Raw genomic sequence first — 21561 nt, forward strand, 5'->3', positions numbered from 1 at the left:
GCGACGACGCGTGGACCATTGCATTCGGGACCTTCGCGCCCCCTCAGCCCGTCGCAAACTAATCTATTGTGCGCAAACGCGAGGCCGCCACCTCGACGTCCACGGACGCGGGCAGCTCCGACGGGCCGACGCGCTTAACCGGGGTAGCGCCGATCGGAAGGGCCTTCTCGATCACTAGTTCGCCGCCCAGGCGCGCCAGCTTGCCCTTCAGCGCCTCGACATCGCCGCACCAAAGGGTCTCGGCGTCGCGATCGCGCGAAACGTCCGGGCCGCCCGCCGCCGCATCCAGCGCGACCGGGCGCATCTGGACGCGGCCAGCGCCTGCCTCGCCCGCCAGTTCGACGCCATAGCCAGGTCGGTCAGGGCGGCGCACGACCACCCGCCCCTGGGACACCCAGGAGGTGGCGAGCCCTTCGTTGACCTCGTAGCCTAGGCCGGCCAGGCTTTCGAGAACTGCCGCCCGGCGAGCGACCGCAGCGAGATCGCGCCGCACGGTTTCCAACGCCGCCTTGACCTCGTTCGCCAGGGCCTCGATCGACGCGCCATCGTGTTCGGCCGCTTCCACGCGTGCGCCCAGCGCTGCGGCGAGTCCGCCATCGTGCGTGGCCAACTCGGCCAACTCTAGATGCAGGGCCGAAATTTCCGCTCTCCGCCCGCGGTGAACGACCAGGGCCCGCGACAGCGCCACCTGCAGGCCATCCAACAGGAGACCATGACGCGCTGGATCGGCCTCGTCCGCAGCGGCGCGAAGTCGCTCATCCAAGGCCTGCGCCTCGTCCGATGCATCGAGCCCGCGCAGCTCAGCAATCGCCACGGCCAGCCGGTCCACTAGGTCACTGCCAGTTCGGGGTTGCTGGGCCAGCCAGCCGGCGAAATCACGGTCATCCGGTTCGAGGCCGGCCTTGTAGCGGGCGATCAGCGCCGAGGTGTCGGCGACCGGTCCGGACAGCGCAGCGCTAAGCAGAGCAAAGCCCTTAGCCAGCGCGTCGCCAGCATCCTTGCCGGCGGCGGCCCGCTGGAGAGCCTCGATCAAGCCGGGCTCCAATTGAGCTCCTGTGCGCTGCAGGGCCGACAAAAGGCTCTTGGCCGCCTCGGCGCGCCGTTGCTCCATCGAGCGCGCGGCGGCGGCGGCCGCTGCCGCCTTGGCCAGCCGCTCCTGCTGGTCGGCCTGTAGGAAGGCGATCTCCTGAGGGACCTGCTTTTGGAGGTCGTCCAGACGATCCTGCGTCAGCAAGGCGCGCAAACGTTGATGACGCCCACGCGCCAGCTCGATATCTTCCGGCACGACCGCATCATTCCGCGCGCCCACCCGCTCCCACTCAGCCAGAGCCGCAGCAGCTCGCGCGAGTAGTTCCGCGCACCGGGCGAGGATTTCCTCACGCGTGACGATCCGAACGACCTTTGGCCCGCTCATGCCGCCCCCCTTTCGCCCAGGGACAGGGCAATGGCCTCGCGTAGGCGCGCCTTCTCTCGATCCGGCGCCCGCAGCCATCCTTGGCAAGAGACCCGATGAACCTGTCCGATCGAACGCCCCAGGACGGACGGCCGCCAGAGTTCTCGCGCCCGCGCCCCAGCCAGAAGTGCATGACGCGGCGCATCGCACTCGATGCCCAGCCCGTAAAGGCCGGTCTTTGGGTTCTCCAGGGCGAAGTCCAGGCCAAAGGCGCCGCTATCGCGCACCCGATGCGGCGTCCACCCCAGCGAGGTGACGTACTCAGCGACGGCGGCCTCGAAGCCGTCGAGATCTGACGCCATGGCCCCGCGCCGCTCGTCTGGCCGTTCGGTCAAGCGCCCTAGCAGGCCGCGTGCGTTGTCCAGCTCACCGCTCGACATCATGCGCGCGTACTCCAAGTAGGCCTGCAGGAAATCACGAGGCGTCTGAGCCGCGCGCCGGGTTCCCAGGAAGTCGGAAATTTCGGCGATCGGCATGGACGTGACCATGACCACCGCTTCGCGTGCGCGGGTGACGGCGACGTTGAGGCGGCGCTCTCCCCCGCCCTGCCCCAAGACCCCGAAGTTGCGCCGGAAGGTGCCTTGGGCGTTTCGGCCGAAGGTCGACGAGAAGATGATGACATCGCGCTCGTCGCCCTGGACGTTCTCCACGTTTTTGACGAAGAAGCCCATGTCTTCCCCACCCTCAACCCGGTCACGCTCCTGGGCCAGCGCTTGGCGGAACTCGAGATCGGTCTCGGCGCGGGTCTCGATCATCTCGTCGATGAGATCGGCCTGCTTGCGGTTAAAAGACACCACGCCGATGGACCGACGAGCATGCGGCTCGCGCTTCCAGACCTTGGCCAAGATATCGACCACCCTGCGGGCTTCGGCTTCATTGACCTGATCTTCGTAGACGCCGTCGGTCCGGATGAGGGTGATCGGCCGCACGCGCTTGATCTCAGCGTCAGGGTGGCGCGCAGGCACGCTCAGGCGCTTGCCGTAGAAGGCCGCGTTCGAGAACTCGACGAGTTCGCGGTAGATTGACCGGTAGTGGATTTGCAGCGTCGTGGCCGGTAGCACCGTCTTGGCCAGGGCCAACAGATCGGGGCAGTCCTTGATCTCTCGACGGTTCCAGGTTTCGGCGACTTCCTCTCGCGCCTCCTCATCGGCGTCGTCGTCGGCTTCCTCCCCCTCGTAAAGTCCAGCCTCGTCGTTCTCCACCTTGCTGTTGAAGAAGTTGGTGGGCGGCATCTGCTTCTCATCGCCGCTGACGATCAGCTTGCCGCTTCGGAACAGGCTGGGAAGCGCGTACTCGACGGGCATCTGCGAGGCCTCGTCGTAGATCACCGTGTCGAACAGAGCCTTCTTCAACGGCAGGACGCGGCTGGCCACATCTGGGTTCATCAGCCAAATCGGCCGCAACGCCATTAGGCCAAGATCCGCCCCCTGGTCGATGAACTCCCGCAAGCGCCTTGCCCGAATGCCCGTCAAGCGCGTGATCGCCTCCCAATCCTTGGGCTGGCCGATGCGATCCATGTTCACGCCCTCGATCAGCAGCCGCCCGTTCAGCCGACGCATTTCTCCGTCCGCCAAGCGCAGGGCGTTGATCTTGGAATTCAGTTCGGCCGCTTCCAGCAACAAGGTTGGATGACGTGTCTCAAGGCGCGCCTTCCAGGCCAACCGCGCCTCGCGTCCGATCGTACGCCGAATTTCATCGTCGAGATCCTTCAGGGCCAGGGCCTCGAAGGCGCTCGCGCTGCCACGTAGAACAGCGAAGACGGCCAGCGCCTGCGCCTCGAGCAGTAACGCACGGGGCCGGAAACGCTGATAGGCGGCCGTGACGTCGAGGACGGACGCGATCGCGGCAATGGCCTGGCCATTACCCTCGTTGGCGGCGATAGCGTTGCTGCGCGCCTCCAGCCACGCCGGCTCGAACCAAGGCGCTAGGTTAGCCAAAGCCCCCAAGCTCAGGCCGCGGGCCTCATGGCGCGCATAGGCGCGTTCATGCTGATCGAAGAAACCCTCCAGGGCGTCTAGGCTACCTTGCTCAACGACGTGGAAGGCAAGATCGGCTGCCGGGTGGGCCACGACGCGCCGCAGGTGGTCGGCCGTATTCGCCACCCGACCGCGCAGACCCTTGGCCAAGTCCAAGAGGTCGGGGCGCGCCAGCGCGCCGATCCCGGCGTCCGGCTCGACGAGGGCCCGGTGGATAGCCTCCAGGCGTCGCCGCCACGGCCGCAAATCCTTCTCAGCGCGGATGGTCTCCAGCGGACGTAGCGTCGGCTCCAGCGCATGTCGCCGCAGGAACGCCTTTAGCCGACGCTGACGGCTCCATCGCGCTGGCGACAGGCGCGCCCAAAATCCTGCGGGCTGGTCCAGCGCCTCTAGCAGATCCAGGAGTTCGGACAGCTCGTGGTCGCTCAAGGTCACCGCCACGGCGACTAACGGCGGGGCGAGGTCGCGGGTGGGCAAGGCGGCCAGCCCCTCGGTGATGGCGTCCAGCTCGCCCAGATCGAGGGCCGAACGAGCGTCCACGTCGGGCCGCAGACGCGGCGACCAGCGCTGCACAGCTTCACGCTCTGCCGGAGACAGCGCCCGCAAGCTGGCGGCATGCTGCCCCATCCAGGCCTGGAACGGCGCCGGATCATCCATCGCCAGCGCGCCCACCGTCCGTTCCAAAACGGTCTGGCGCGCGCCCTCGTTCTGCAGAAACGCGGTGAAGTCTGCCTCGAACGCCTTGATCGTCTCCTCGTCGGGACTAAAAGCCGTGGTCGCCGCCAGGGGGTTGCCCTCGTATCGCGCGGGCAACCATAGGCGCGCCAACGGACCGCACGCCTCTTCCAACGAGGCCACCGCGCCCGCGTTCAGGTCCGCGACCACAGATCGCAGGCCCGGCGCGCTCACTGCCGGGCGTGGCCCGGCGTCATAGCCAATCAAGTCTCCGACAATAAGACGATAGCTCAGGCCCGTGGCTTGGTCGTCGGCATGCAGGGCCCCGTGGTGGGCGTTGAGATCGCGCTCATGGGCCTCGATGCGGGCGGCGATCTGCGGCCGTTGCAGACGCCAGAGACCCGAGCCGGGTCCCTGGCCCCACAGCTCTTCCAGTTGGGTGCGGACGGCCGTCAGGACGGCACGCCGATCCTTATTGACGTCGTTGATCATCACCATGCGCTCGCCGAGGCCTTCGGCGTCAAGGCGCTTGCGCACGACCTCGAGCGCGGCCTGCTTTTGGCAAACGATCAGCAGACTGCGTCCGCGGCCGATCGCATCGGACACCATGTTGACGATGGTCTGGCTCTTGCCAGTGCCTGGCGGACCTTCGACCAGCAGCCCAGCCCCTTCCCTGGCTTCGAGCACCGCCATCTCCTGTGAGGGATCACTGGCGGCGGTGAAGTAGCGATCCAGTTCCGGCGGATGGGGCGGCGTCGCCCTTTCAGGCGGGTCGCCAATTCGCAGGACCGTCTCCAGGGCAGATCCGACCGGCGGGATGCCCTTAAGGTGCCGCAAGTCCTCCATCACCGCCTGACCCAGATAGGCTAGGTGGAAGAGCACGCCGCTGCAGATGAGTTGGTCCTGGCCCTGGGCCAGCTTGACGTCCTTGTTGGGCAAGGCCGTCAAGGTCCGCGCCCCAATCGAGCGCGCCAACTCACCCAGGCCATCCATGACGTCGGCGGCGCTCAGGCTCGCACGTCCGAGCAACTCCCGCGCGGCCTCGTCCCAGCGACGCGCCGCGTCCGGCCCAAGGATGGCGTCCAGCGCTGGATTGAGCCGCACCTCCTCGCGATCGCGATCGAAGGTCAGGCTGATACGTCCCCGCGCGCCCAGCTCGGGCTGCACCTTGACCGGCCAGAGCAGCACTGGGGCGATGCGCGGCTTGACGTTTGGCTTAGCTTCCTGGAGCAGCAGGAACGGAAAGCCGAGATAGAGGCCATCAATACCCGTGTCCCGCCGATAGAGCGTGGCATGGCTATGCAGAAGGCGCAGTCGACGTTCGAGCTTGGGGTCGTTGGTCAGGACCTCGGGGTCGATGTCAATGGGCTGCTCGTTGCGCAGCAGCAGATGATCCAGGAGACCAGCGGCGGTCCTACGCTCGCTGCCCAGTTCTACTAGGTCGAGCTTGGCCCCGGTCTTGCCCACGACCATGCGCGACAGCGGTCCGCGCATCACCCCGCCCGTCAGGCGACGCGAGAAGAAGTCCAGGATGGTGGAGACATAGGCCTGCTTCGGGGGCGCGACCCATACGTCCCAGGGCAAGCCCAGTAACGCCAGCGCTTTGGCGATAGGCAGACGGCGCTCCAGCCGAAACTGGTCGGCCCAATCGTCCAGGCGCTCAACGCCACAACGGGCGAAGCCTTCCAGCCGGCTCTCGATCTCGGCGTAAACCTCGCGGCGGGGATGATCCAGCCAAGCGGCGGCCTGGTCAGGATCGAAGCTGTCCAGCCCCGCTCGCCTGGCATGCTCGGCAGCCTCGGCGAGAATGGCGTCGGCTGTACGGAACTGACCGACATCGGCGCTCAACAAAAGGATGAAGTCCTCGTCCGTCGTCTGGCGGCGCTCGAGGATGGCGACAAGCCCGGGATGATCGGTATCGGGCAGCACGCGGCGCCGCTCAGCCCACTGGGCGGCCAAGTGAGCCCGCGAGGTGGACAACAGATGGATCTCCAGCTCGGGCTCGCTGAGGACGACGTCCATCTGCCGAGCCTTCTCCCGCACGGCGCCGGCGCGAACCCGCAGCTGGTGTAGCCAGGGTTCGGCGCCCTTGCGTTGCAGCAGTTCGGGCGCGGGCCCCGAGATCAGAGCGTATCCAGCCTCAGGATTGTCGAGCAGCCAGCCGGGCGTGACGATCTCCCCCCGGCAAATCAGCGGCATGGCGGGATTGAGGGCTTTCAACGCCAGGCCCAGGCGCAGATCCTCGGACGCGCCGTCGAGATTGGCCAGATTGCGCAGCTCCGCCTGCAAGGCCGGATCGAGGTCGGCGTCCTGGGCCCAGGTGGCCAAGGCCCCGCCGATCAGAAGTCCACGGGCTTCGTCCCAGACGTTCGCCTGAGCGGCCGCGAGCGCGAATTCCGTTGGGGCGGCGTAGGATTTTCGGCCCAGGGCAAGGGCGCGTCGCCCCGCCGTGTGCCCTGACGGCAGAGAGGAGATTGGCGCTGGCGGCGTCTCTCCCGCCAGCCACAGTTGCGTCTGGGGCCAGCCCCAGCGTTCGTGGCGATCCCGGGCCAGGAGGCCGCGCAGCAGACCCTCTACCCGCGGATCAAGGCCTTCGGGAATCGGCGCGCCGTTGGTCAGGACCTGGATCAGGAACGATTGGTCGTCGGCGCCAGCGAAGCACGCGCCGCGTGTGACCTGCTCCAGCAGAACCATACCCAGGCTCCACCAGTCGCTAGCGGCGGCCACCCCGCCCGCTAACGCCTCAGGCGCCATGTAACGGCTGGTCTCCAACGGCGAGACCACGTCCAGATCGAACTCCGAGAGCCGGGCCGAGCCAAAGCTGGTGACCACAAGATCGAGAGGCTCCCTGGACCTGACCAGCAAGGCGCTCGGGCGAATGTCTCGGTGGCGCAGGCCATGCTCATGCAGCGAATGCAAGGCGCCGCCCACTTCCAACAGCACGGTAGACAGCGTGTCGACGTCATCGCGTAGTAGGCCGAGGTCCGCCAGGGTGCCCCCCTGCAGGTCCTCGGTCACCTCGTAGGCGCGACCTTCCCAGTGACCGGTCTCGATGATCTCCGGCACGTGGTCTCGCGGCAGCGTCCTCAAGAGATCTTGCACCTCCGGGTCCGGCTCGTAGCCGGCTGTATAGAGGGTAACCACCGCCTGACGGTCGTCGCCTTCGCGCCGGCCGATGAAACGCTCTCGCGCGGCGCTCTGGGAAAAGCGGCGCTCCAGAATCCAGTCGTGGATCGCGTCGACCTCGCGGACGACTGCGTCCTCCGCGTCGGCAGCGAGGGCCTCGGCCGCGTGTCCCGCCGCGCCGGTCCCGCCCAGCTCCTCGACTGGGTCAGCGCCACAGACTGGACAAATCAGGTCGCCCGGATCGAGCCCGTGCCCGTTCTGGCAAAGCGTCTGGACCTGGACCGGCGGCGGTGCAGCTGTATCGGTCGGACGCCACCCTGCTGGACGCAGCGGCGCATTGCTGAGATCCCATCCGCACTCCTGGCCGCCCTCCAGCCCCCCTTCGCAGAAGAACTCGCTGGCCGGCCGCTCGCTATGACAGCTTGGACAAAACTTGATCATTCCCCCGCCCCCGCGGTTCGAGCCGTCATGTCAACGCGATGTCCGCTTCGCCGCATGGCCTGTCGGAACCGCTGAAAATCGCCACGCGCCGGGATCCCGGCGAACCAGGCGCCGCCCTCTTCGTCGAACATCAAGTCCAGCCGCCGGTCGGCGCTGTCTGCTGGCCGCTCGAAGACCGAGAAGATCGCCCCGGCCGGCGTCAGGCGGTGGAGCATCTGGTTGTCGCTACCGCGCAGCGCCAGGGTCTGGTCGGCGTGGAGGTCGAAGGGACCGCTGACCAGCGCGTCAATGAGATCCGGATGTTCCGCTAGCCAGGGTTCGACCTGGTCGCGCTCATAGCCGGTGAATACCAGCACCGTGCCGCCGTGGCGCGCGCGCCATCCCGTCAGCAGCGTCGCCAGCGCGTCGGGCTGATCGAAGGGTTCGCCGCCCGAAACCGTCAGGCCGTCAGCCTCACTCGTCCACGGCTCGATCGCCTCCAAGACAGCGTCGACCGCGACCGGCGCGACAACATCAACGTCCCAGGTGTCGGGCGAAATGCAGCCCGGACAGCGTATCGAACAGCCCTGAAACCAGAGGCCCACGCGCCGTCCAGGTCCCAGCGTGGTGACCGGGAAATGAAGTCGCGAAATCCTGACCGTGCTCACGCGCCATCCTTCAGGACCAGGGTCGAAACCGGTCCGTCCACGACATCGGCGATCACGAAAGGTCCGGGACGTCCGGCGTCGAAGAGCGCCCGCGCCAGGGGATTGATCAGATGGGCCTCGATCATGTTGCGGATGCCGCGCCCGCCATTGGAAAGGTCGGCGGTGCAAAGTGTCAGAAGCCGGTCCTGGGCCTTCGGCGATAGCGACACCACATGCCCGACGGCGGCCGCGTCGGCCAGTACGCCGGCCACCATCGCCTCGAAGATCCGCGTTCCGATCTCGGAGCGGATGAAATCGAAGACGATGATATTCTCCCCGATCCGATTGAGGATCTCAGGCCGATTGAGGACTTGCTTGAAGTGGACCTCGATTTCCGAACGCAGCCGCGCTTGAACCTGCTCAAAGGGGTCCCCGGGACCGACATTGGCCACCCGGCCGCCGCTCTCGTCAGCGCGGTAGACGCCAAGGTTCGAGGTGAAGACAATCAGAGCCTCCGAGAAGTAGACCTTGTCGCCCCGCCCCGAGGTGAGCACCCCGTCGTCGAGGATTTGCAGGAACTTGTCGAGGATTCTGGGATGGGCCTTTTCGATCTCGTCGAACAGCACGACGCTGAAGGGGCGCTCGCGCACGGCGTTGGTCAGCTCCCCCCCGACATCGTATCCGACGTAGCCGGGCGGCGCGCCGATCAGGCGCTGATCGGCGTGCTCGGCGCTGAACTCGGACATGTCGAAGCGGATGTAGGCGGTCTCGTCACCGAACAGCAGTTCCGTCACGGACTTGGCCAGCTCCGTCTTGCCCACACCGGTCGGTCCGGCCAAGAAGGCCACGCCGCGCGGACGCCCGCTGCGCTTGCTGCCTGAAAGGCCGGTGGCCGCGCGCTTGACGATATCCAGCATGTGGGTGACGGCGTGCTCCTGGCCGATCACCCGGCGCGCGATGAAAGCCTCGCCCCCCCGGATCTTGTCCGGTTCGATCTTCTTCCAGGCATCCTCGGTGACGCCGACCTTATAGCGGCGGATAGCATCGCCGATGTTTTCCACCCGCACGCCCTCGGCGCGGGCCAACTGGGTGATAGCGCTCAGGTCCATCAGCAGAAGGCCTTCGGTGCCGTCGACCAGCTCATCCTCAGCCGCCGCGAGCACCTGGGGCGCCTGATCCCGTCCGCCCGACAACCCACGCAGCAGCTGCGGCGCGATCGCGCGGCGAACGGCCCGGTCGGGCGTGGCGATCGGAATATGTCGCAGTCGGGGATTGTTGATGGTCAGCCAGTCAGGCAGGTCGCCTTCCTTATCGACGACCCAGAGGATCGTATTGAACAAAGGGGAGCGTTCGGCTCCAACCGGCCGAGCGCTGGCGGCCTGGGCCAGCACCAGGGCGCGTGAGAAGAGATGATGCTCGACCGGCGACAGGGCCTCGGGCCTGACCGCCAGGCGGGAAGCAAAATCAATCACGAGCGCCACCGGCTCGCCCTCTAGTCCGACGAGGCGCTCCAGCGCCGCGCCGAGGGCGTCGATGCCCGCCGCCGCCCGGCCCTGGCTCGCGGTCAGCCCTAAGAGCCCCAGCACAGCGTTGGGGTCGCGACCGCCAGACGCGCCTTGACTGATGACCGAGAAGCCGTCGACGAGGTTGAAGTTTATGACATCGGCATAGCCCGCCTGGGCCAAGCTATCCGCAAGCGTGGCCTGTAGCGGACCGGCAGTGAAAGAATTCGCCCACGCGCATCAACTGCAGATCACGGACATTGCCGCTCAGGACGAACTGGCTCTTGAGCGGCAGGAACCTGCTGAGGTCCTTCAGCCAGCGGGGCCGCGGATCATCGTCGTGCAAAAGTATCGCCCCCTACTCCGGTCCACGAGCATAGCGCGCCACCCGTCCACGCCAAGTTTTGTGATGGCCAATGTTCCCGCCAAGGTGAAGTATCCCAGCGAGCAGCAACCCAGGCCAGGGCATCCGCGAACCGCCCCCTTCGTCAGAGCGCCAATCGGCGGGTCGCACAATCGGCGGCAAGGCTGTTCACGCCGTCCTTGAGTTGCCTATAGGCATGTTGATCTAGGTTTCGCTCGGCCCAGCGATCAAAGCCTCGCAATTGACCGGCGTTGGACCGTTGACTGCAATCCAACCGTCCAAGGTCGAGCCAAAGGGCGTGACACAGATGGCGCCGACGCTGCCCAGACGAGCCTCCACCGCATGAGCCTTGGCTGTGTCGCCCCAGAGAAGAAGACAACGGCGGGAGCGACGCTCGCGGTGTACCCGGGACAACTCAACCTCTAAGCTCCACCATTGCCTCAACTCTCAAGTTTGCTACCCTCGGTTCAGGGAGAAGCAGTCATGAGCGAGCAGTCCGAGGAAAAAGGAGCGCCGCAGCCGGTCGCCACCGTCTCGAAAGCGGTGCTCGGTGCATTCTTGGAAGACTTGGCCAAGAACGAAGGGTTCGAGGACGTAGCGTCTACCTTGAAAAAGGTCGTGATTGAGGACGGCGTGTTCGCCGAGCCCGCGATCCGGGCCGCGATCTTTCCGGACGCCCCATGATCCGGATCGAACGTATTCGCATTCAAAAGTTCCGGGGGATCATTGACCTGGAATTGGCGCTCGGCGGCGAGAACTTCGCCGCCTGCGGCCCCAATGGCACAGGCAAGAGTGGCATCGTCGATGCGATCGAGTTCGCGCTGACCGGCAACATCTCGAGACTCTCGGGCCAGGGTACTGGCGATCTTTCGGTACCGAAACATGGGCCGCACGTCGACTTTCGCAACAAACCCGAGCAGGCGTCGGTCGAGTTGGAAGTCAGCTTCCCGACCCTAGCCGGTAAGAAGGCGACGATCCTGCGCACTGTGAAGGCGGCGGGCTCTCCCAAGGTTACCCCGTCCGATCCGGATATCCTCGCCGCCCTCCAGGCGGTCAGTCTGCATCCCGAGTTCGTCCTCTCGCGTCGAGAGCTGATCCGATACGTAATTTCGAAGCCCGGTGATCGCGCCAAGGAGGTGCAGGCGCTGCTTCGCCTCGAAGACGTCGAGAAGCTGCGTGGCGTCCTATTGAAGATCCAGAACGCCGCTTCCAAAGCCGTGGACCCGTTGGAGCGGGTTGCGGCTGACGCCCGCACCGCCTTGCTCACTGCGCTGCAAATATCGGACTTCACGAAGACGGCCGTGCTGCAGGCGGTAAACCCGCATCGCGCAACGCTCGGTCTCGCGCCTCTCACCGACCTAGCTGCGACGACCGCGCTCGACGACGGCATGCAATCAGCCAGCGGCGGGCTGGCCGCACATTCGGTGCCAAAGGCTCAGGCAAAGGCCGACATCGCGGCGATGAAGGAGCAACTGGCGGGTTTGGAGTTCCGCTGATTTTGCCGGCCAGCTGGAGGCGTTGCTCCCCGAACTCGAAGGGCTTGCGGGTGATCCAGCCAGCGCGGACGGCGTCAAGCGAGAGACTCTGATCAATACGGCGCTGGAGATGTACGACGATGAGCGGTGTCCGGTGTGCGACACGCCGTTTGAACCAGATCACTTCACCGCCCACCTAAAGGCGAAGCTTGACCATCTCGCAGATGTAACGGCGCGCCGGAAGAAAATCGCCGAGGCGACCAAGCCGATCACCGCCGCGATTCACGCGGCCGGGACAGCCCTCGCCACGGTCATCGCTTACGGTGCGCAGTTGAAGCCCGTTGTCGACACCGCCCCTTTGTTGACGTTCAAGCAAACTTTGGCCGGCCGCTATGTGCAGATCGACAAGCTACTGCCGCTGGCCGACACGCTGGCCGTTCTCAAAGCCAGCTATGGCAGTTCCACGTTGACTGAGGCGGTGTCCGCCCTGGAAGCCGCGGTGGAGGCCATTCCTGATGCTAGCCTGACGGACACGGCCAAACAGTTCCTGACGATCGCTCAGGAACGTCTCAGCGCATATCGTAAAGCTCAGAAAAGTCTTGCCACTTCCAAGGCCCAGGCCACGCGCGCCGTAAAAGTCTACGAGGTGTTCGGCGCCTCCACTACCACGGCGCTCGAAGGCATTTACAAGGACGTCCAGGAGGCCTTTTCCGAACTCTATCGAGAGATCAACAAGGACGACGAAAGCGGCTTTACGGCAAAGCTCATCCCCTCTTTGGGGAAGCTGGGCTTCGACGTCGATTTTTACGGACGTGGCGGCTTCCCGCCCGGCGCCTACCACAGCGAAGGGCACCAGGATGGTATGGGCCTTTGCCTCTATCTAGCGCTCATGCAGCACCTGCTTGGGACAGGATTTTCCTTCGCCGTTCTCGACGACGTACTGATGTCCGTAGACCGAGGACACCGTCGCGAGGTCTGCGCGCTGCTCAAGACACGCTTCCCTGACACTCAGTTCATCTTCACCACGCACGATGACGTGTGGCTTAAGCACATGGTCTCCGAGGGTCTCATCAAGAACAAGCGCTTCGTCCATTTCAAAACCTGGAGCGTGGATGTCGGGCCTGCTCAATGGACCAAGGACAGCGTCTGGGATGAGATCGACGGCCACGTTCAGAAGAACGAGATCAGCGTGGCCGCCGGCATCCTGCGCCGGCATCTTGAGTATTTCGCGGGTGAGGCCGCCCACAGGTTACGTGGAAAGGCGGAGTTCAAGGGCGACGGCAATTTCGTTTTCGGCGATTTGATCATCGGCGCCACGTCGGCAATGAGCGAGGCCTTCAAGAAGGGCAAGGAGGCCGCGAACTCGTGGAACCAGCAGGACAAGGTCGCGGTGATCACCACGCGGCATGAGGTGTTCAAAGCCGCCGAGCAAGCCGCGAAGCTCGATCAGTGGCAGGTCAACGCCAGCATCCATTGGAACCCGTGGGCGGATATGCAAAAGGCCGACTTCATGCCTGTGGTCGCAGCCTATCGAACTTTTACCGATCAGTTTTCCTGCACATCCTGCAGCGCAATGCTTTCAATCACCCCGACTTTCGGCACGAAGCAGGAGTTGAGGTGCGACTGCGGCGCTTCAAACATCAACTTGAACGCCAAGAAGTAGGCGCGAGCGATTGCAGCCACCAGGTCCTTGTATCCTAGGCTGAACTAGACGACCGCGCGCTCTTCAGGGATTTCCGTCCTCAACAACTTGCCTGCTTCCAGCCGTCGCCCTAGCGCCTCAAGGAACCCAACGTACCGCTCCTGCCCCTTGGCCGACTGCGCCCTCTGGTCTGCCTCAGCCAGCACGGGCGTTGCCGTCAGCCATGCCCTCACGAACAGCGCCACCGCCTCGTTCGAGATCGTGACGTCGCGCTGGATCCGCTCCAGCTCACGCCCCATCCGATCAAGCCGCCGCACGACAGCCGCTTCCTGGGCCTCGTCGCCATCGGCCGACAGGAACGACGCCAACGCCGCCTGCATGATCTCTGACTTCGAGCGCCGCATCCGTCGCGCCGCCGCGTCCAGCGACAACGACAGGTCCCGGCTCAGGAAGACCTTGGTCTGCACCTTCATGACGACCTCACAGCGGGATACCGTCGTCAGGATCCAGAGCGGCCTGCCGCGCCGCCGACCTGAAGCGCCGCGCCTGTTCGGCCTGCTGGGTCTCGTCGCCGCCTTCGTCGACGTCGGACCACGGAGCCTCATCGCCGGCTGTTGGCGGCAATTCGGCGTTAAGGCCCGGCAGTTCCGGTTCGAGCTTCAGTCCGCCCTCATCGGCGCCGGCCCCGGATGCGGCCTTGCCGCTGGCCGCGTCGACAATCTCGGTCCAGACATTCGTCGCGCCCGCCGAGATCGGCGACAACTCCCGCGGTGGCGGTTCAACCCGTTCGGCCAGCCGACGGTCGGCGTAGTAGCGGATCTTCCCCGCCCGGATGGGCGCCAGGCCCGACACCTGGACCACCGCCTGGTCGGCCGGGAGCTGCATCACCTCGCCAGGGGTCAGCAACGGACGGGCGGTCTCCTGCCGACTGACCATCAGGTGGCCGAGCCACGGCGACAAGCGGTGCCCGGCGTAGTTCTTCATCGCCCGCATCTCGGTGGCGGTGCCCAGGCTGTCGCTGATCCGCCGCGCGGTGCGTTCGTCGTTCGTGGCGAACGAGACGCGGACATGGCAGTTGTTGAGGATGGAGTTGTTCTCGCCGTAAGCTTTGACGATCTGGTTGAGGCTCTGGGCGATCAAAAAGCAGCGGATGCGGTAACCCGCCATAAACGCCACCGACTGCTCGAAGAAGTCGAGTCGGCCAAGCGCGGGGAGTTCATCCAGCATCAACAGCAGCTCCTGGCGGTCCTGGGCGGTCTCCAGCCCCTCGGTCAGGCGCCGACCGATCTGGTTGAGGATCATCCGGATCAGCGGCTTGGTCCGGCTGATGTCGGACGGCGGGACTACCAGATAGAGGCTGACCGGCCTGCCCTGCCCGACCAGATCGTCGATACGCCAATCGCAGCGCGATGTGACGGCGGCCACCACTGGATCGCGGTAGAGGCCCAGGAAGCTCATCGCCGTGGAGAGCACGCCCGACCGCTCATTGTCTGACTTGTTCAGGACCTCACGGGCCGCGCTGGCGACGACGGGGTGAGGCCGGTCGCCAAGATGCCGCGTCGACATCATCACCCGCAGGGTCGTCTCGACCGGCCGGCTGGGATCCGACAGGAAGTTGGCCACTCCGGCCAAGGTCTTGTCGGCCTCGGCATAGAGGACGTGCAGGATGACCCCGACCAGCAGCGAGCTGGCTGGTCTTCTCCCAGTGATTGCGCCGCTCTAGGGCGCCTTCTGGGTCGACCAGGATGTCGGCGATATTCTGGACGTCCCGGACCTCGGTCTCGCCCCGCCGGACCTCCAGCAAAGGATTGTAGGCGCTCGAGCGACTGTCGGTCGGATCGAACCGCAGCACCGGTCCGATGCGCGCGCGGCAGGCGGCCGTCAATGTCCAGTTCTCACCCTTGATATCATGGACAATCGCCGAGCCGGGCCAGGTCAGCAGGGTCGGCACGACAAGACCCACACCCTTGCCTGAGCGCGTCGGCGCAAAGCACAGGACGTGTTCGGCGCCGTCGTGACGCAGGTAGTGACCGTCCAGGCTGCCCAGCATCAGGCCGTCCTCGCCGAGCAGGCCCGCGCGCCGAACTTCGTCCGTCAGCGCCCAGCGCGCAGAGCCGTAGGTGGTCACCTTCGCCGCCTCGCGCGCGCGCCAGATCGACATGCCCATCGCCACGGCGACGGCGCTCAGCGCACCGCCCGCCGCCACGAACGCACCGCGCGCGAAGATATCGGGCGCGTAGGCATCGTAGACGAACCACCAGAAGAAGAAGGCCGGCGGTGGATAGATCGGCCAGTCGCGGAAATGGAACCATGGCGGCCCGAGCCCGACCTGGAAGCCTAGCCGCCAGGCCGTCCATTCGGTCGCCGTCCAGACGCCGGCCAGCGTCAACAGGAAGACGACCAGGACCTGGCCCCACAGAACCTTCGTGCCGCTCATAGGAAATTCCTCCGCGTCAAAGTCCCAGCCCCCGCTTGCGTCCGAGCGCCCAATCGACCCCACCGCCGGGCGTCATCACTCCCTTGACCATCTCGTCCCGGTGGCTTTCGAGGGCCCGCGTCCAGGGCACGAGCTGGAAGCCCAACCCATCATCGATCATCGCGAACCGGCCAGAGGCCAGGTCCATCCGCCGCCTATAGACGCCCGACACCGTGTCGCCCGGCGCGGCGTCGCGCGCGGCAAGGCCCGTCTCCTGCGAAAGCGCGATCCGCGTGCGCGACAGTTCCTCGCGCCGCAGCTTGCCAAGCAGATCCGAGACCGGCCGCCCCGTCTCGTCGGCCATGCCTCTTTTGATCAGTTCCTGTCGGCGCGCCTCCAGCGCCCCACGAACCTCGCGTCCGAAGGCTCCGGCGATCGGCGCCGGCTCGGACGACACCAGCCGGCGATCGAGCCAGGTCGCGCCGTGGGCCGTGATCTGAGCCCGCAGCGACAGGTCGGACCGGTGGACCAGGTCGACGCGGGGCGCGCCACCTTCACGAGCGATCCCGCGAACCTCGACGAGCCCGCCCAGGCGCGTGTCGCCGGTCCGCTCCAGGTCGGCGCAGCGGAAGTGATGAAGCCGGCCATCTAGGCCATCGACGACCACATAGGCCTGGCCGCTCAGCTCGTCGTGGAGCCCACGATCGACAAGACGGCCGACCACGGGTTGGTCCGGCGCTTCTGGATGCAGGACGTAGTGGGCTGGATCTCGCAGCTCGCCCCGCGTCGCCGCGTGCATGGTCTTGATGATGTCGCCGCGTAGCGCCAGGGCCCGAAGCTGCTGTTCCAGATCCGCCGGCGTTCGCCAGACACCGCCCCGGCCCTCGGCCAGCCCGAGCCGTTCCAGATGCTCGATGCGTCCCAGATGCCGCGGCGCGGTCGGCCCCTCTGGCCCGGGACGCAGATCGATGCGCCCGGCTTCGTCGCGCAGGTCGCGCAGCTGTCGGTCCAGACTGGTCCAGCGATCGGCGGTCACCTCGCGGTCCAACGCCGCGTTGATCTCCGCTTGCGACCTTGGCCCCAGCTCCAGGGTGACCAGGCGCTCGGCCGCTTCCCGCAGGCCCTTGGTCAGGTAGTCGCTGTCGATGACGAGATCGGCGCCGTCCTCGGCTCGGCCGCGAACCAGCACGTGGACGTGAGGATTGTCGGTGTTCCAGTGATCGACCGCGATCCAATCCAACCGCGTGCAGAGATCCTTCTCGGCCTGGACCATCAGGTCCCGGGTATAGGCCTGCAGGTCCTCCAGGCGGTCAGCGTCCTGCGGGGAGACGATGAAGCGGAAATGATGACGATCGTCCTCACACCGCTGGGCGAAGGCGTCGTGGTCGGCGACGCCGTCGCGATCGAACATCTCGGCCGGACGGCCATCGCGCGTAACGCCCTCGCGCCGTAGGTAGCGCATATGTCGGGCCAACGGCGCGGCGCGGTATCGGTCGCCCTTGTGCCGCACGATCCGCGTCTTGACCACGACGCGCCGGCCGGCGGCGCGAGCGGACCGGCGCACGCCGCCGCGCCCGATACGGCGACGCCCGCCGCGGCCGCCACCGTCCAGCACGCCCTGTCCGCTCCGCCGGGCCGCGCCCAGGACCTCCCCGACAAAGCCCCGCCCCAGGGCCGCAGAGGCGCCGCGATCGCCGATCCGTCCCAGGCGGACGAAAAACTCGTCCTCGGCGCTCATCGACGCCTCCGAAGACGAAAGGTCCCGGATAAGCCGCTGATTTTCTGAAGAAAGCGATGAAGACCGGGACCAGCCCCTAAAACGGGGTCCTGGAAATTTCCCTTATCCACCAACATCTTGCCGGCCGAAGGTCCCGGCCCTTTAATCTTGCCATCCTCTTCGCCTTCAAGTTTGCGTTCGGTTGTTGCACTCTTGTTCTCCTTCCATGAGACGAACCATGTCGGGCTCCTGATGATCGAGGGAGGTCGGCCGTGGCGTCGAAGCGCTACCAAAACCGAGGACTGCGGACCTACTGGGCGGTCCACATCGAGGCCTGGCGGCTGAGCGGTCTGTCGCGCGCGGCGTACTGCGGCGAGCACCAGCTCAAACCCGGCGTCTTCAGCAGTTGGCTGAAGAAGATCGGTGACGCCGACGCCTTGCAGCACAAGCCTTCGAGCAAGCGAAAGCCTCCGCCGCGACGCTCCGCCAGCGAGGTCCGCAACAGGGCCGTGCAGGCGTTCTGGGCCATGCACGTCGAGGCCCAACTGTGGAGCGGACTGAGCGCCGCAGAGTACGCCAGCGCCCATCGACTGACACCGTCGTCGCTGCGTCAGTGGCGTCAACGCCTGGACGAAGACCCCCTTGGGATCGATTGGCGAGAGCTCGTTCATCCCAGCGCCCGCCCGTATGTGGGCCCCAGACGAAGCACTAGTGCTAAGGCCCGGACGCCGGAATCCGGCTTGACGGGCGCGACCAGGACCGTCCGCGACGGTGATGGTCGGAGTAGCCGCCGGACGTTCAACGACGAGCAAAGGCGCGCCATCGTCGCCGAGACACAGGCGCCCGGCGCCACGGTCAGCGCGGTGGCCAGGAAGCACGGCGTGGTCACCAGCATGGTGTTCCGGTGGCGCGCCCAGATGGGCCTTGGCCAGGACCAGCGCGCCCGGCTGGCTCGCGTTCGCCTGGTTGGCGAAGGCCTCAAGGCAGCGGGCCAGGCGCCCACGGCGGGCATCCCCTTGCCCATTCCCGAAGGCGCGGTGGCGGTCGATCTTGGCGACGGACGCCGGGTCTTCGCGCCGCCCGGGAGCGATCCGGACGAGGTCCGACGGTACGTGGCCCAGCGGGAGGCGGCGCGATGATGATCATCCCCTCCGGCGTGAAGGTGCATCTGGCGCTGGGTCAAACCGATATGCGCAAGGGCTTCGACGGCCTGTCGATGCTGGTGCAAGACCTGCTGAAGGAAGACCCGTTCTCGGGCCACTTGTTCGCCTTCCGGGGACGAAAGGCCGACACCATCAAGCTGCTCTACTGGGACGGAACGGGGCTGTGCCTGTTCACCAAGCGACTGCAACGCGGGCGCTTCATCTGGCCCCATATCACCACGCCAGGCGGCTGCGTCGTGCTCACGCCCGCACAACTGGCCATGCTGATCGAAGGCATCGACTGGCGGTTCCCAGAGCGCACCTGGAGGCCCGCCATCGCCGGCTGAAACCACGCCAAAACCCCTGTCAAATAAGGGGAAAGTGCTTGGTCGCGGACTCCGAAAATAGTAGAATCGGGCATGCGGCTGGATCTCGAAAACCTGCCTACCGACACGGCCTTGCTGCATCAGTTGGTGCGCGAAATGGCTGGCTTCGTCGGTGAGCGGGACGGCGAGATCGAGCGGCTCAAAGCCATCATCAAGCAGCTCCAGCGCGCCCAGTTTGGCCGCCGGTCCGAGCGCCTGGACGCCGATCAACTGGCGCTGGCCCTGGAGGATGTCGAGACCGATCTGGCCGCCGCCGAAGCGCGCCGGCCCGACATCCTGCCGGCGCCCGCGAGGGCTCAGCCCAAGCGCAAATCGCTCCCCGACCACCTGCCGCGCGAAGACCGGTTGATCGATATCGCCAGCCCGGTCTGCGCCTGCGGTGGCGCGCTGCACAGCATCGGCGAGAGCGTCAGCGAGATGCTGGACTGGGTCCCCGCGCAGATGCGGGTGATCCGGATCGTGCGCCCCAAGTATGCCTGCCGGGCCTGCGCCACGGTGGTCCAGGCGCCGGCGCCGGAGCGACCGATCGACGGCGGCCTGGCCACGCCAGCGTTGCTGGCCCAGGTGCTGGTCAGCAAATACTGCGACCACACCCCGCTCTATCGGCAGTCCAAGATCTTTGCTCGGCATGGCGTGGATCTGGAACGCTCGACACTGGCCGGCTGGGTCGGCGGAGCCTGTTGGTGGCTGCAAGCCCTGCACGACAGGCTGGCCGAAAACCTGTTCGCCAGCGGCCATCTGTTCGCCGACGATACGCCGATCCCGGTGCTGGATCCTGGCCGGGGCCGGACCAAAACCGGGCGCCTCTGGGCCTACACCCGTGATGATCGACCCTGGGGCGGACCCGAGCCGCCGGGCACGGTCTATGTCTATGCGCCGGACCGAAAGGGCGAGCGCCCGGCCGCCCATCTGGGCCGGTTCAAGGGCGTTCTCCAGGTCGATGGCTATGCCGGCTTCGAACCGCTGACGGCGTCCGGGGACGTCAAGCTGGCGGCCTGTTGGGCGCACACTCGGCGCAAGTTCTATGAGATCGCCGAGTCCACCAAGGCGCCCGTGGCCGTCGAGGCGTTGCGCCGGATCGGCGAGCTCTACGCCATCGAAGCCCAGGTGCGCGGCCAGTCGGCGGCGCTGCGACGGGCGGCGCGTCAGGAGTCTTCCCGTCCGTTGGTCGATGCCCTGCACGCCTGGTTCGAACGTCAGCTCACCCGCGTGCCGCCGCGCGGCGCCCTGGCCGAGGCCATTCGCTACGCCCTGGGCCGCTGGGACGCCCTCAGCCTGTTCCTCACCGATGGCCGCATCGACCTCGACAACAACCCCGTCGAGCGCGCGATCCGGCCTATCGCCCTGGGCCGCAAGAACCACCTGTTCGCCGGCTCGGACGGCGGCGGCGACCGCTGGGCCGTGGTCGGATCGCTGATCGAGACCGCCAAGATGAACGGCGTCGAGCCCTTCGCCTACCTGCGCGATGTGCTCGAGCGCATGGTCGACGGCCACCCCGTCAACCGCCTCGACGAGCTGCTGCCCTGGGCCTGGAAGAGCGGAAATCACGTCAACACCTGACCGACGTGCAGCGGCCGGACGCTTACGCCTTCAAAAGCGCCCCCCAGGACCGGATCCTTTCGTTCATGCGCCTTCCGGAAAACAGCGATCACGCCGCACTGCTGGTCGAGGCGCTGGACGCCCTGCGCGATCTGACAACCCGCGCGCACGACGCCTACGACCATGCGGTGGCCGACGATGGATCGGTCGACACCTGGCAGAGCGATGGCCTGAAGGCCGCGATCGAGCGGGCCGAGGCCGTGATCGCCTGGGCGCAAACGACCGCCCCCTGATCCGCACGTTCTGGTCCGCCTCATTGCGCGCCCTCCGCCGCGACGATGGGCAGGACGAACAGCGGGGCCGCGCGCCAATCACGCACGGGCGGAGCGGGATCGGCAGGACCTAAGGCGAGCCGGCGCCGGATCGCGGCGACATAGGCGCGCGTCTCTGCGGGTAAAGCACGACCCGTCGTCAGATGTTCAAGGTAGCGCTGGGGCCCGGCGTTGTAGGCGGCCAGTCCCCCCTCGAACCCGAACCGGTCGTGCAGTCGACGCAGATAGAATGCGCCGGCCAGCACATTGTCGCGCGGATCGAAGGGGTCATCGCCCAGGGCGAGCTGCTCGCGAATCTCGCGCCAGGTCGCGGGCATGAGTTGCATCAGGCCCATGGCGCCCTTGGCCGACACAGCGCCGGGCGCGCCGCCGCTCTCAGCCTCGATCACCGCCAGCAACCCGGCCTTGGGAAGATCAAACCGTGCGGCGGCTTCCTTCACTGCCGCCTCGATGGCGCCCCGTGAACGCTCCGGCGTCGCCGATGCCGCGCGCCCTCCTCCCAAGACCAGAGCCAGACCCACAAGCCCTAAGACCAGCAAGGACGCGCGCTTCGCGCGCGGAGGTCTTGCCATCGTCCCGGTGGACGACAGCTTGCGCCCGTGCTCGCCGCCGTCGAGGGGAGCGCGCTGCGCGCGCCGGCCAAGGAGCCGCCCTCGACCGCGGCTGCGCTCGGTCGCCGACGCGGTCTTGGCCGGGACGAGGAAAGGCCAGGCAAACCGACCGAACAAGGAAAGAACAGGCGCGGCCAA

At 66.5% G+C, this 21561-nt stretch carries 14 protein-coding genes and 1 pseudogene; 7 read left to right on the top strand and 8 right to left on the bottom strand.

Translation table 11 applies throughout. The features are described from left to right. Positions 1-58: 58 nt before the first annotated feature. Genes ACHMW8_RS21925 through ACHMW8_RS21940 form a run of 4 tightly spaced genes read right to left on the bottom strand, consistent with a single transcriptional unit; the run spans position 59 to position 9982 of the window. The gene (locus ACHMW8_RS21925; RefSeq protein ID WP_125469922.1) at positions 59-1414 is read right to left on the bottom strand and encodes a hypothetical protein; all 1356 of its coding nucleotides are present in this window, start codon (positions 1412-1414) and stop codon (positions 59-61) included. Next, the gene (locus ACHMW8_RS21930; RefSeq protein WP_096033028.1) at positions 1411-7671 is read right to left on the bottom strand and encodes an AAA domain-containing protein; all 6261 of its coding nucleotides are present in this window, start codon (positions 7669-7671) and stop codon (positions 1411-1413) included. Before ACHMW8_RS21930 ends, ACHMW8_RS21925 begins: the two co-directional genes overlap by 4 nt. Next, positions 7668-8318 (bottom strand): 4Fe-4S single cluster domain-containing protein, encoded by a 651-nt coding sequence (locus ACHMW8_RS21935; RefSeq protein WP_096033027.1) that lies wholly within the window; start codon positions 8316-8318, stop codon positions 7668-7670. Before ACHMW8_RS21935 ends, ACHMW8_RS21930 begins: the two co-directional genes overlap by 4 nt. Further along, the gene (locus tag ACHMW8_RS21940; protein ID WP_395443755.1) at positions 8315-9982 is read right to left on the bottom strand and encodes an AAA family ATPase; all 1668 of its coding nucleotides are present in this window, start codon (positions 9980-9982) and stop codon (positions 8315-8317) included. The genes ACHMW8_RS21935 and ACHMW8_RS21940 overlap by 4 nt, the downstream gene beginning before the upstream one ends. A gap of 664 nt (positions 9983-10646) precedes the next feature. Here ACHMW8_RS21940 and ACHMW8_RS21945 point away from each other — a divergent pair. The 3 genes from ACHMW8_RS21945 to ACHMW8_RS21955 are packed head-to-tail and all read left to right on the top strand — an operon-like array spanning position 10647 to position 13301. Beyond that, positions 10647-10847, top strand: coding sequence for a hypothetical protein (locus tag ACHMW8_RS21945; RefSeq protein ID WP_096033026.1), 201 nt, complete (start codon positions 10647-10649; stop codon positions 10845-10847). Beyond that, entirely contained in the window at positions 10844-11659 is an 816-nt protein-coding gene (locus ACHMW8_RS21950; RefSeq protein ID WP_395443756.1) for an ATP-binding protein, read from the top strand. Before ACHMW8_RS21945 ends, ACHMW8_RS21950 begins: the two co-directional genes overlap by 4 nt. Positions 11660-11681: 22 nt before the next feature. Further along, positions 11682-13301 carry a hypothetical protein gene (locus ACHMW8_RS21955; protein WP_395443757.1) on the top strand — a complete coding sequence of 540 codons (1620 nt, stop codon included), beginning with the start codon at positions 11682-11684 and terminating at the stop codon, positions 13299-13301. A 44-nt stretch (positions 13302-13345) separates the two neighbouring features. Here the strand turns inward: ACHMW8_RS21955 and ACHMW8_RS21960 are convergent, their stop codons facing one another. From ACHMW8_RS21960 to ACHMW8_RS21970, 3 genes and pseudogenes are all read right to left on the bottom strand, one after another. Further along, complete coding sequence (locus ACHMW8_RS21960) at positions 13346-13753, bottom strand: CopG family transcriptional regulator (protein ID WP_096033024.1); 408 nt, start codon at positions 13751-13753, stop codon at positions 13346-13348. A 7-nt stretch (positions 13754-13760) separates the two neighbouring features. After that, positions 13761-15717: pseudogene (locus tag ACHMW8_RS21965) on the bottom strand (conjugal transfer protein TraG). Positions 15718-15733: 16 nt separating this feature from the next. After that, positions 15734-17434 (bottom strand): DUF3363 domain-containing protein, encoded by a 1701-nt coding sequence (locus ACHMW8_RS21970; protein ID WP_096033022.1) that lies wholly within the window; start codon positions 17432-17434, stop codon positions 15734-15736. Positions 17435-17685: 251 nt separating this feature from the next. On the opposite strand from ACHMW8_RS21970, the gene tnpA reads away from it, so the two are divergent. From tnpA to ACHMW8_RS21990, 4 genes are all read left to right on the top strand, one after another. Then, positions 17686-18552 carry an IS66 family insertion sequence element accessory protein TnpA gene (gene tnpA, locus ACHMW8_RS21975; protein ID WP_062095314.1) on the top strand — a complete coding sequence of 289 codons (867 nt, stop codon included), beginning with the start codon at positions 17686-17688 and terminating at the stop codon, positions 18550-18552. Next, positions 18549-18902, top strand: a complete 354-nt coding sequence (gene tnpB / locus ACHMW8_RS21980; protein WP_062095312.1) for an IS66 family insertion sequence element accessory protein TnpB — start codon at positions 18549-18551, stop codon at positions 18900-18902. The genes tnpA and tnpB overlap by 4 nt, the downstream gene beginning before the upstream one ends. A gap of 72 nt (positions 18903-18974) precedes the next feature. Continuing rightward, a complete protein-coding gene (gene tnpC, locus ACHMW8_RS21985; RefSeq protein ID WP_062095310.1) occupies positions 18975-20501 on the top strand; it encodes an IS66 family transposase in 1527 nt (508 codons plus the stop codon). Between the two features lie 65 nt (positions 20502-20566). Beyond that, a complete protein-coding gene (locus tag ACHMW8_RS21990; RefSeq protein ID WP_096033021.1) occupies positions 20567-20773 on the top strand; it encodes a hypothetical protein in 207 nt (68 codons plus the stop codon). A gap of 20 nt (positions 20774-20793) precedes the next feature. Here ACHMW8_RS21990 and ACHMW8_RS21995 read toward each other — a convergent pair whose 3' ends face one another. Continuing rightward, positions 20794-21561 carry a lytic transglycosylase domain-containing protein gene (locus ACHMW8_RS21995; RefSeq protein ID WP_205685772.1) on the bottom strand — a complete coding sequence of 256 codons (768 nt, stop codon included), beginning with the start codon at positions 21559-21561 and terminating at the stop codon, positions 20794-20796.

Source organism: Caulobacter sp. UC70_42, assembly GCF_044056025.1.
Lineage (GTDB): Bacteria > Pseudomonadota > Alphaproteobacteria > Caulobacterales > Caulobacteraceae > Caulobacter.

What these genes read in the sequence shown, in the direction of transcription:
- ACHMW8_RS21925 (WP_125469922.1), bottom strand. Translation starts at nt 1,414, where the DNA reads ATGAGCGGGCCAAAGGTCGTTCGGATCGTCACGCGTGAGGAAATCCTC.
- ACHMW8_RS21930 (WP_096033028.1), bottom strand. Translation starts at nt 7,671, where the DNA reads ATGATCAAGTTTTGTCCAAGCTGTCATAGCGAGCGGCCGGCCAGCGAG.
- ACHMW8_RS21945 (WP_096033026.1), top strand. Translation starts at nt 10,647, where the DNA reads ATGAGCGAGCAGTCCGAGGAAAAAGGAGCGCCGCAGCCGGTCGCCACC.
- ACHMW8_RS21950 (WP_395443756.1), top strand. Translation starts at nt 10,844, where the DNA reads ATGATCCGGATCGAACGTATTCGCATTCAAAAGTTCCGGGGGATCATT.
- ACHMW8_RS21960 (WP_096033024.1), bottom strand. Translation starts at nt 13,753, where the DNA reads ATGAAGGTGCAGACCAAGGTCTTCCTGAGCCGGGACCTGTCGTTGTCG.
- ACHMW8_RS21970 (WP_096033022.1), bottom strand. Translation starts at nt 17,434, where the DNA reads ATGAGCGCCGAGGACGAGTTTTTCGTCCGCCTGGGACGGATCGGCGAT.
- tnpB (WP_062095312.1), top strand. Translation starts at nt 18,549, where the DNA reads ATGATGATCATCCCCTCCGGCGTGAAGGTGCATCTGGCGCTGGGTCAA.
- tnpC (WP_062095310.1), top strand. Translation starts at nt 18,975, where the DNA reads ATGCGGCTGGATCTCGAAAACCTGCCTACCGACACGGCCTTGCTGCAT.
- ACHMW8_RS21990 (WP_096033021.1), top strand. Translation starts at nt 20,567, where the DNA reads ATGCGCCTTCCGGAAAACAGCGATCACGCCGCACTGCTGGTCGAGGCG.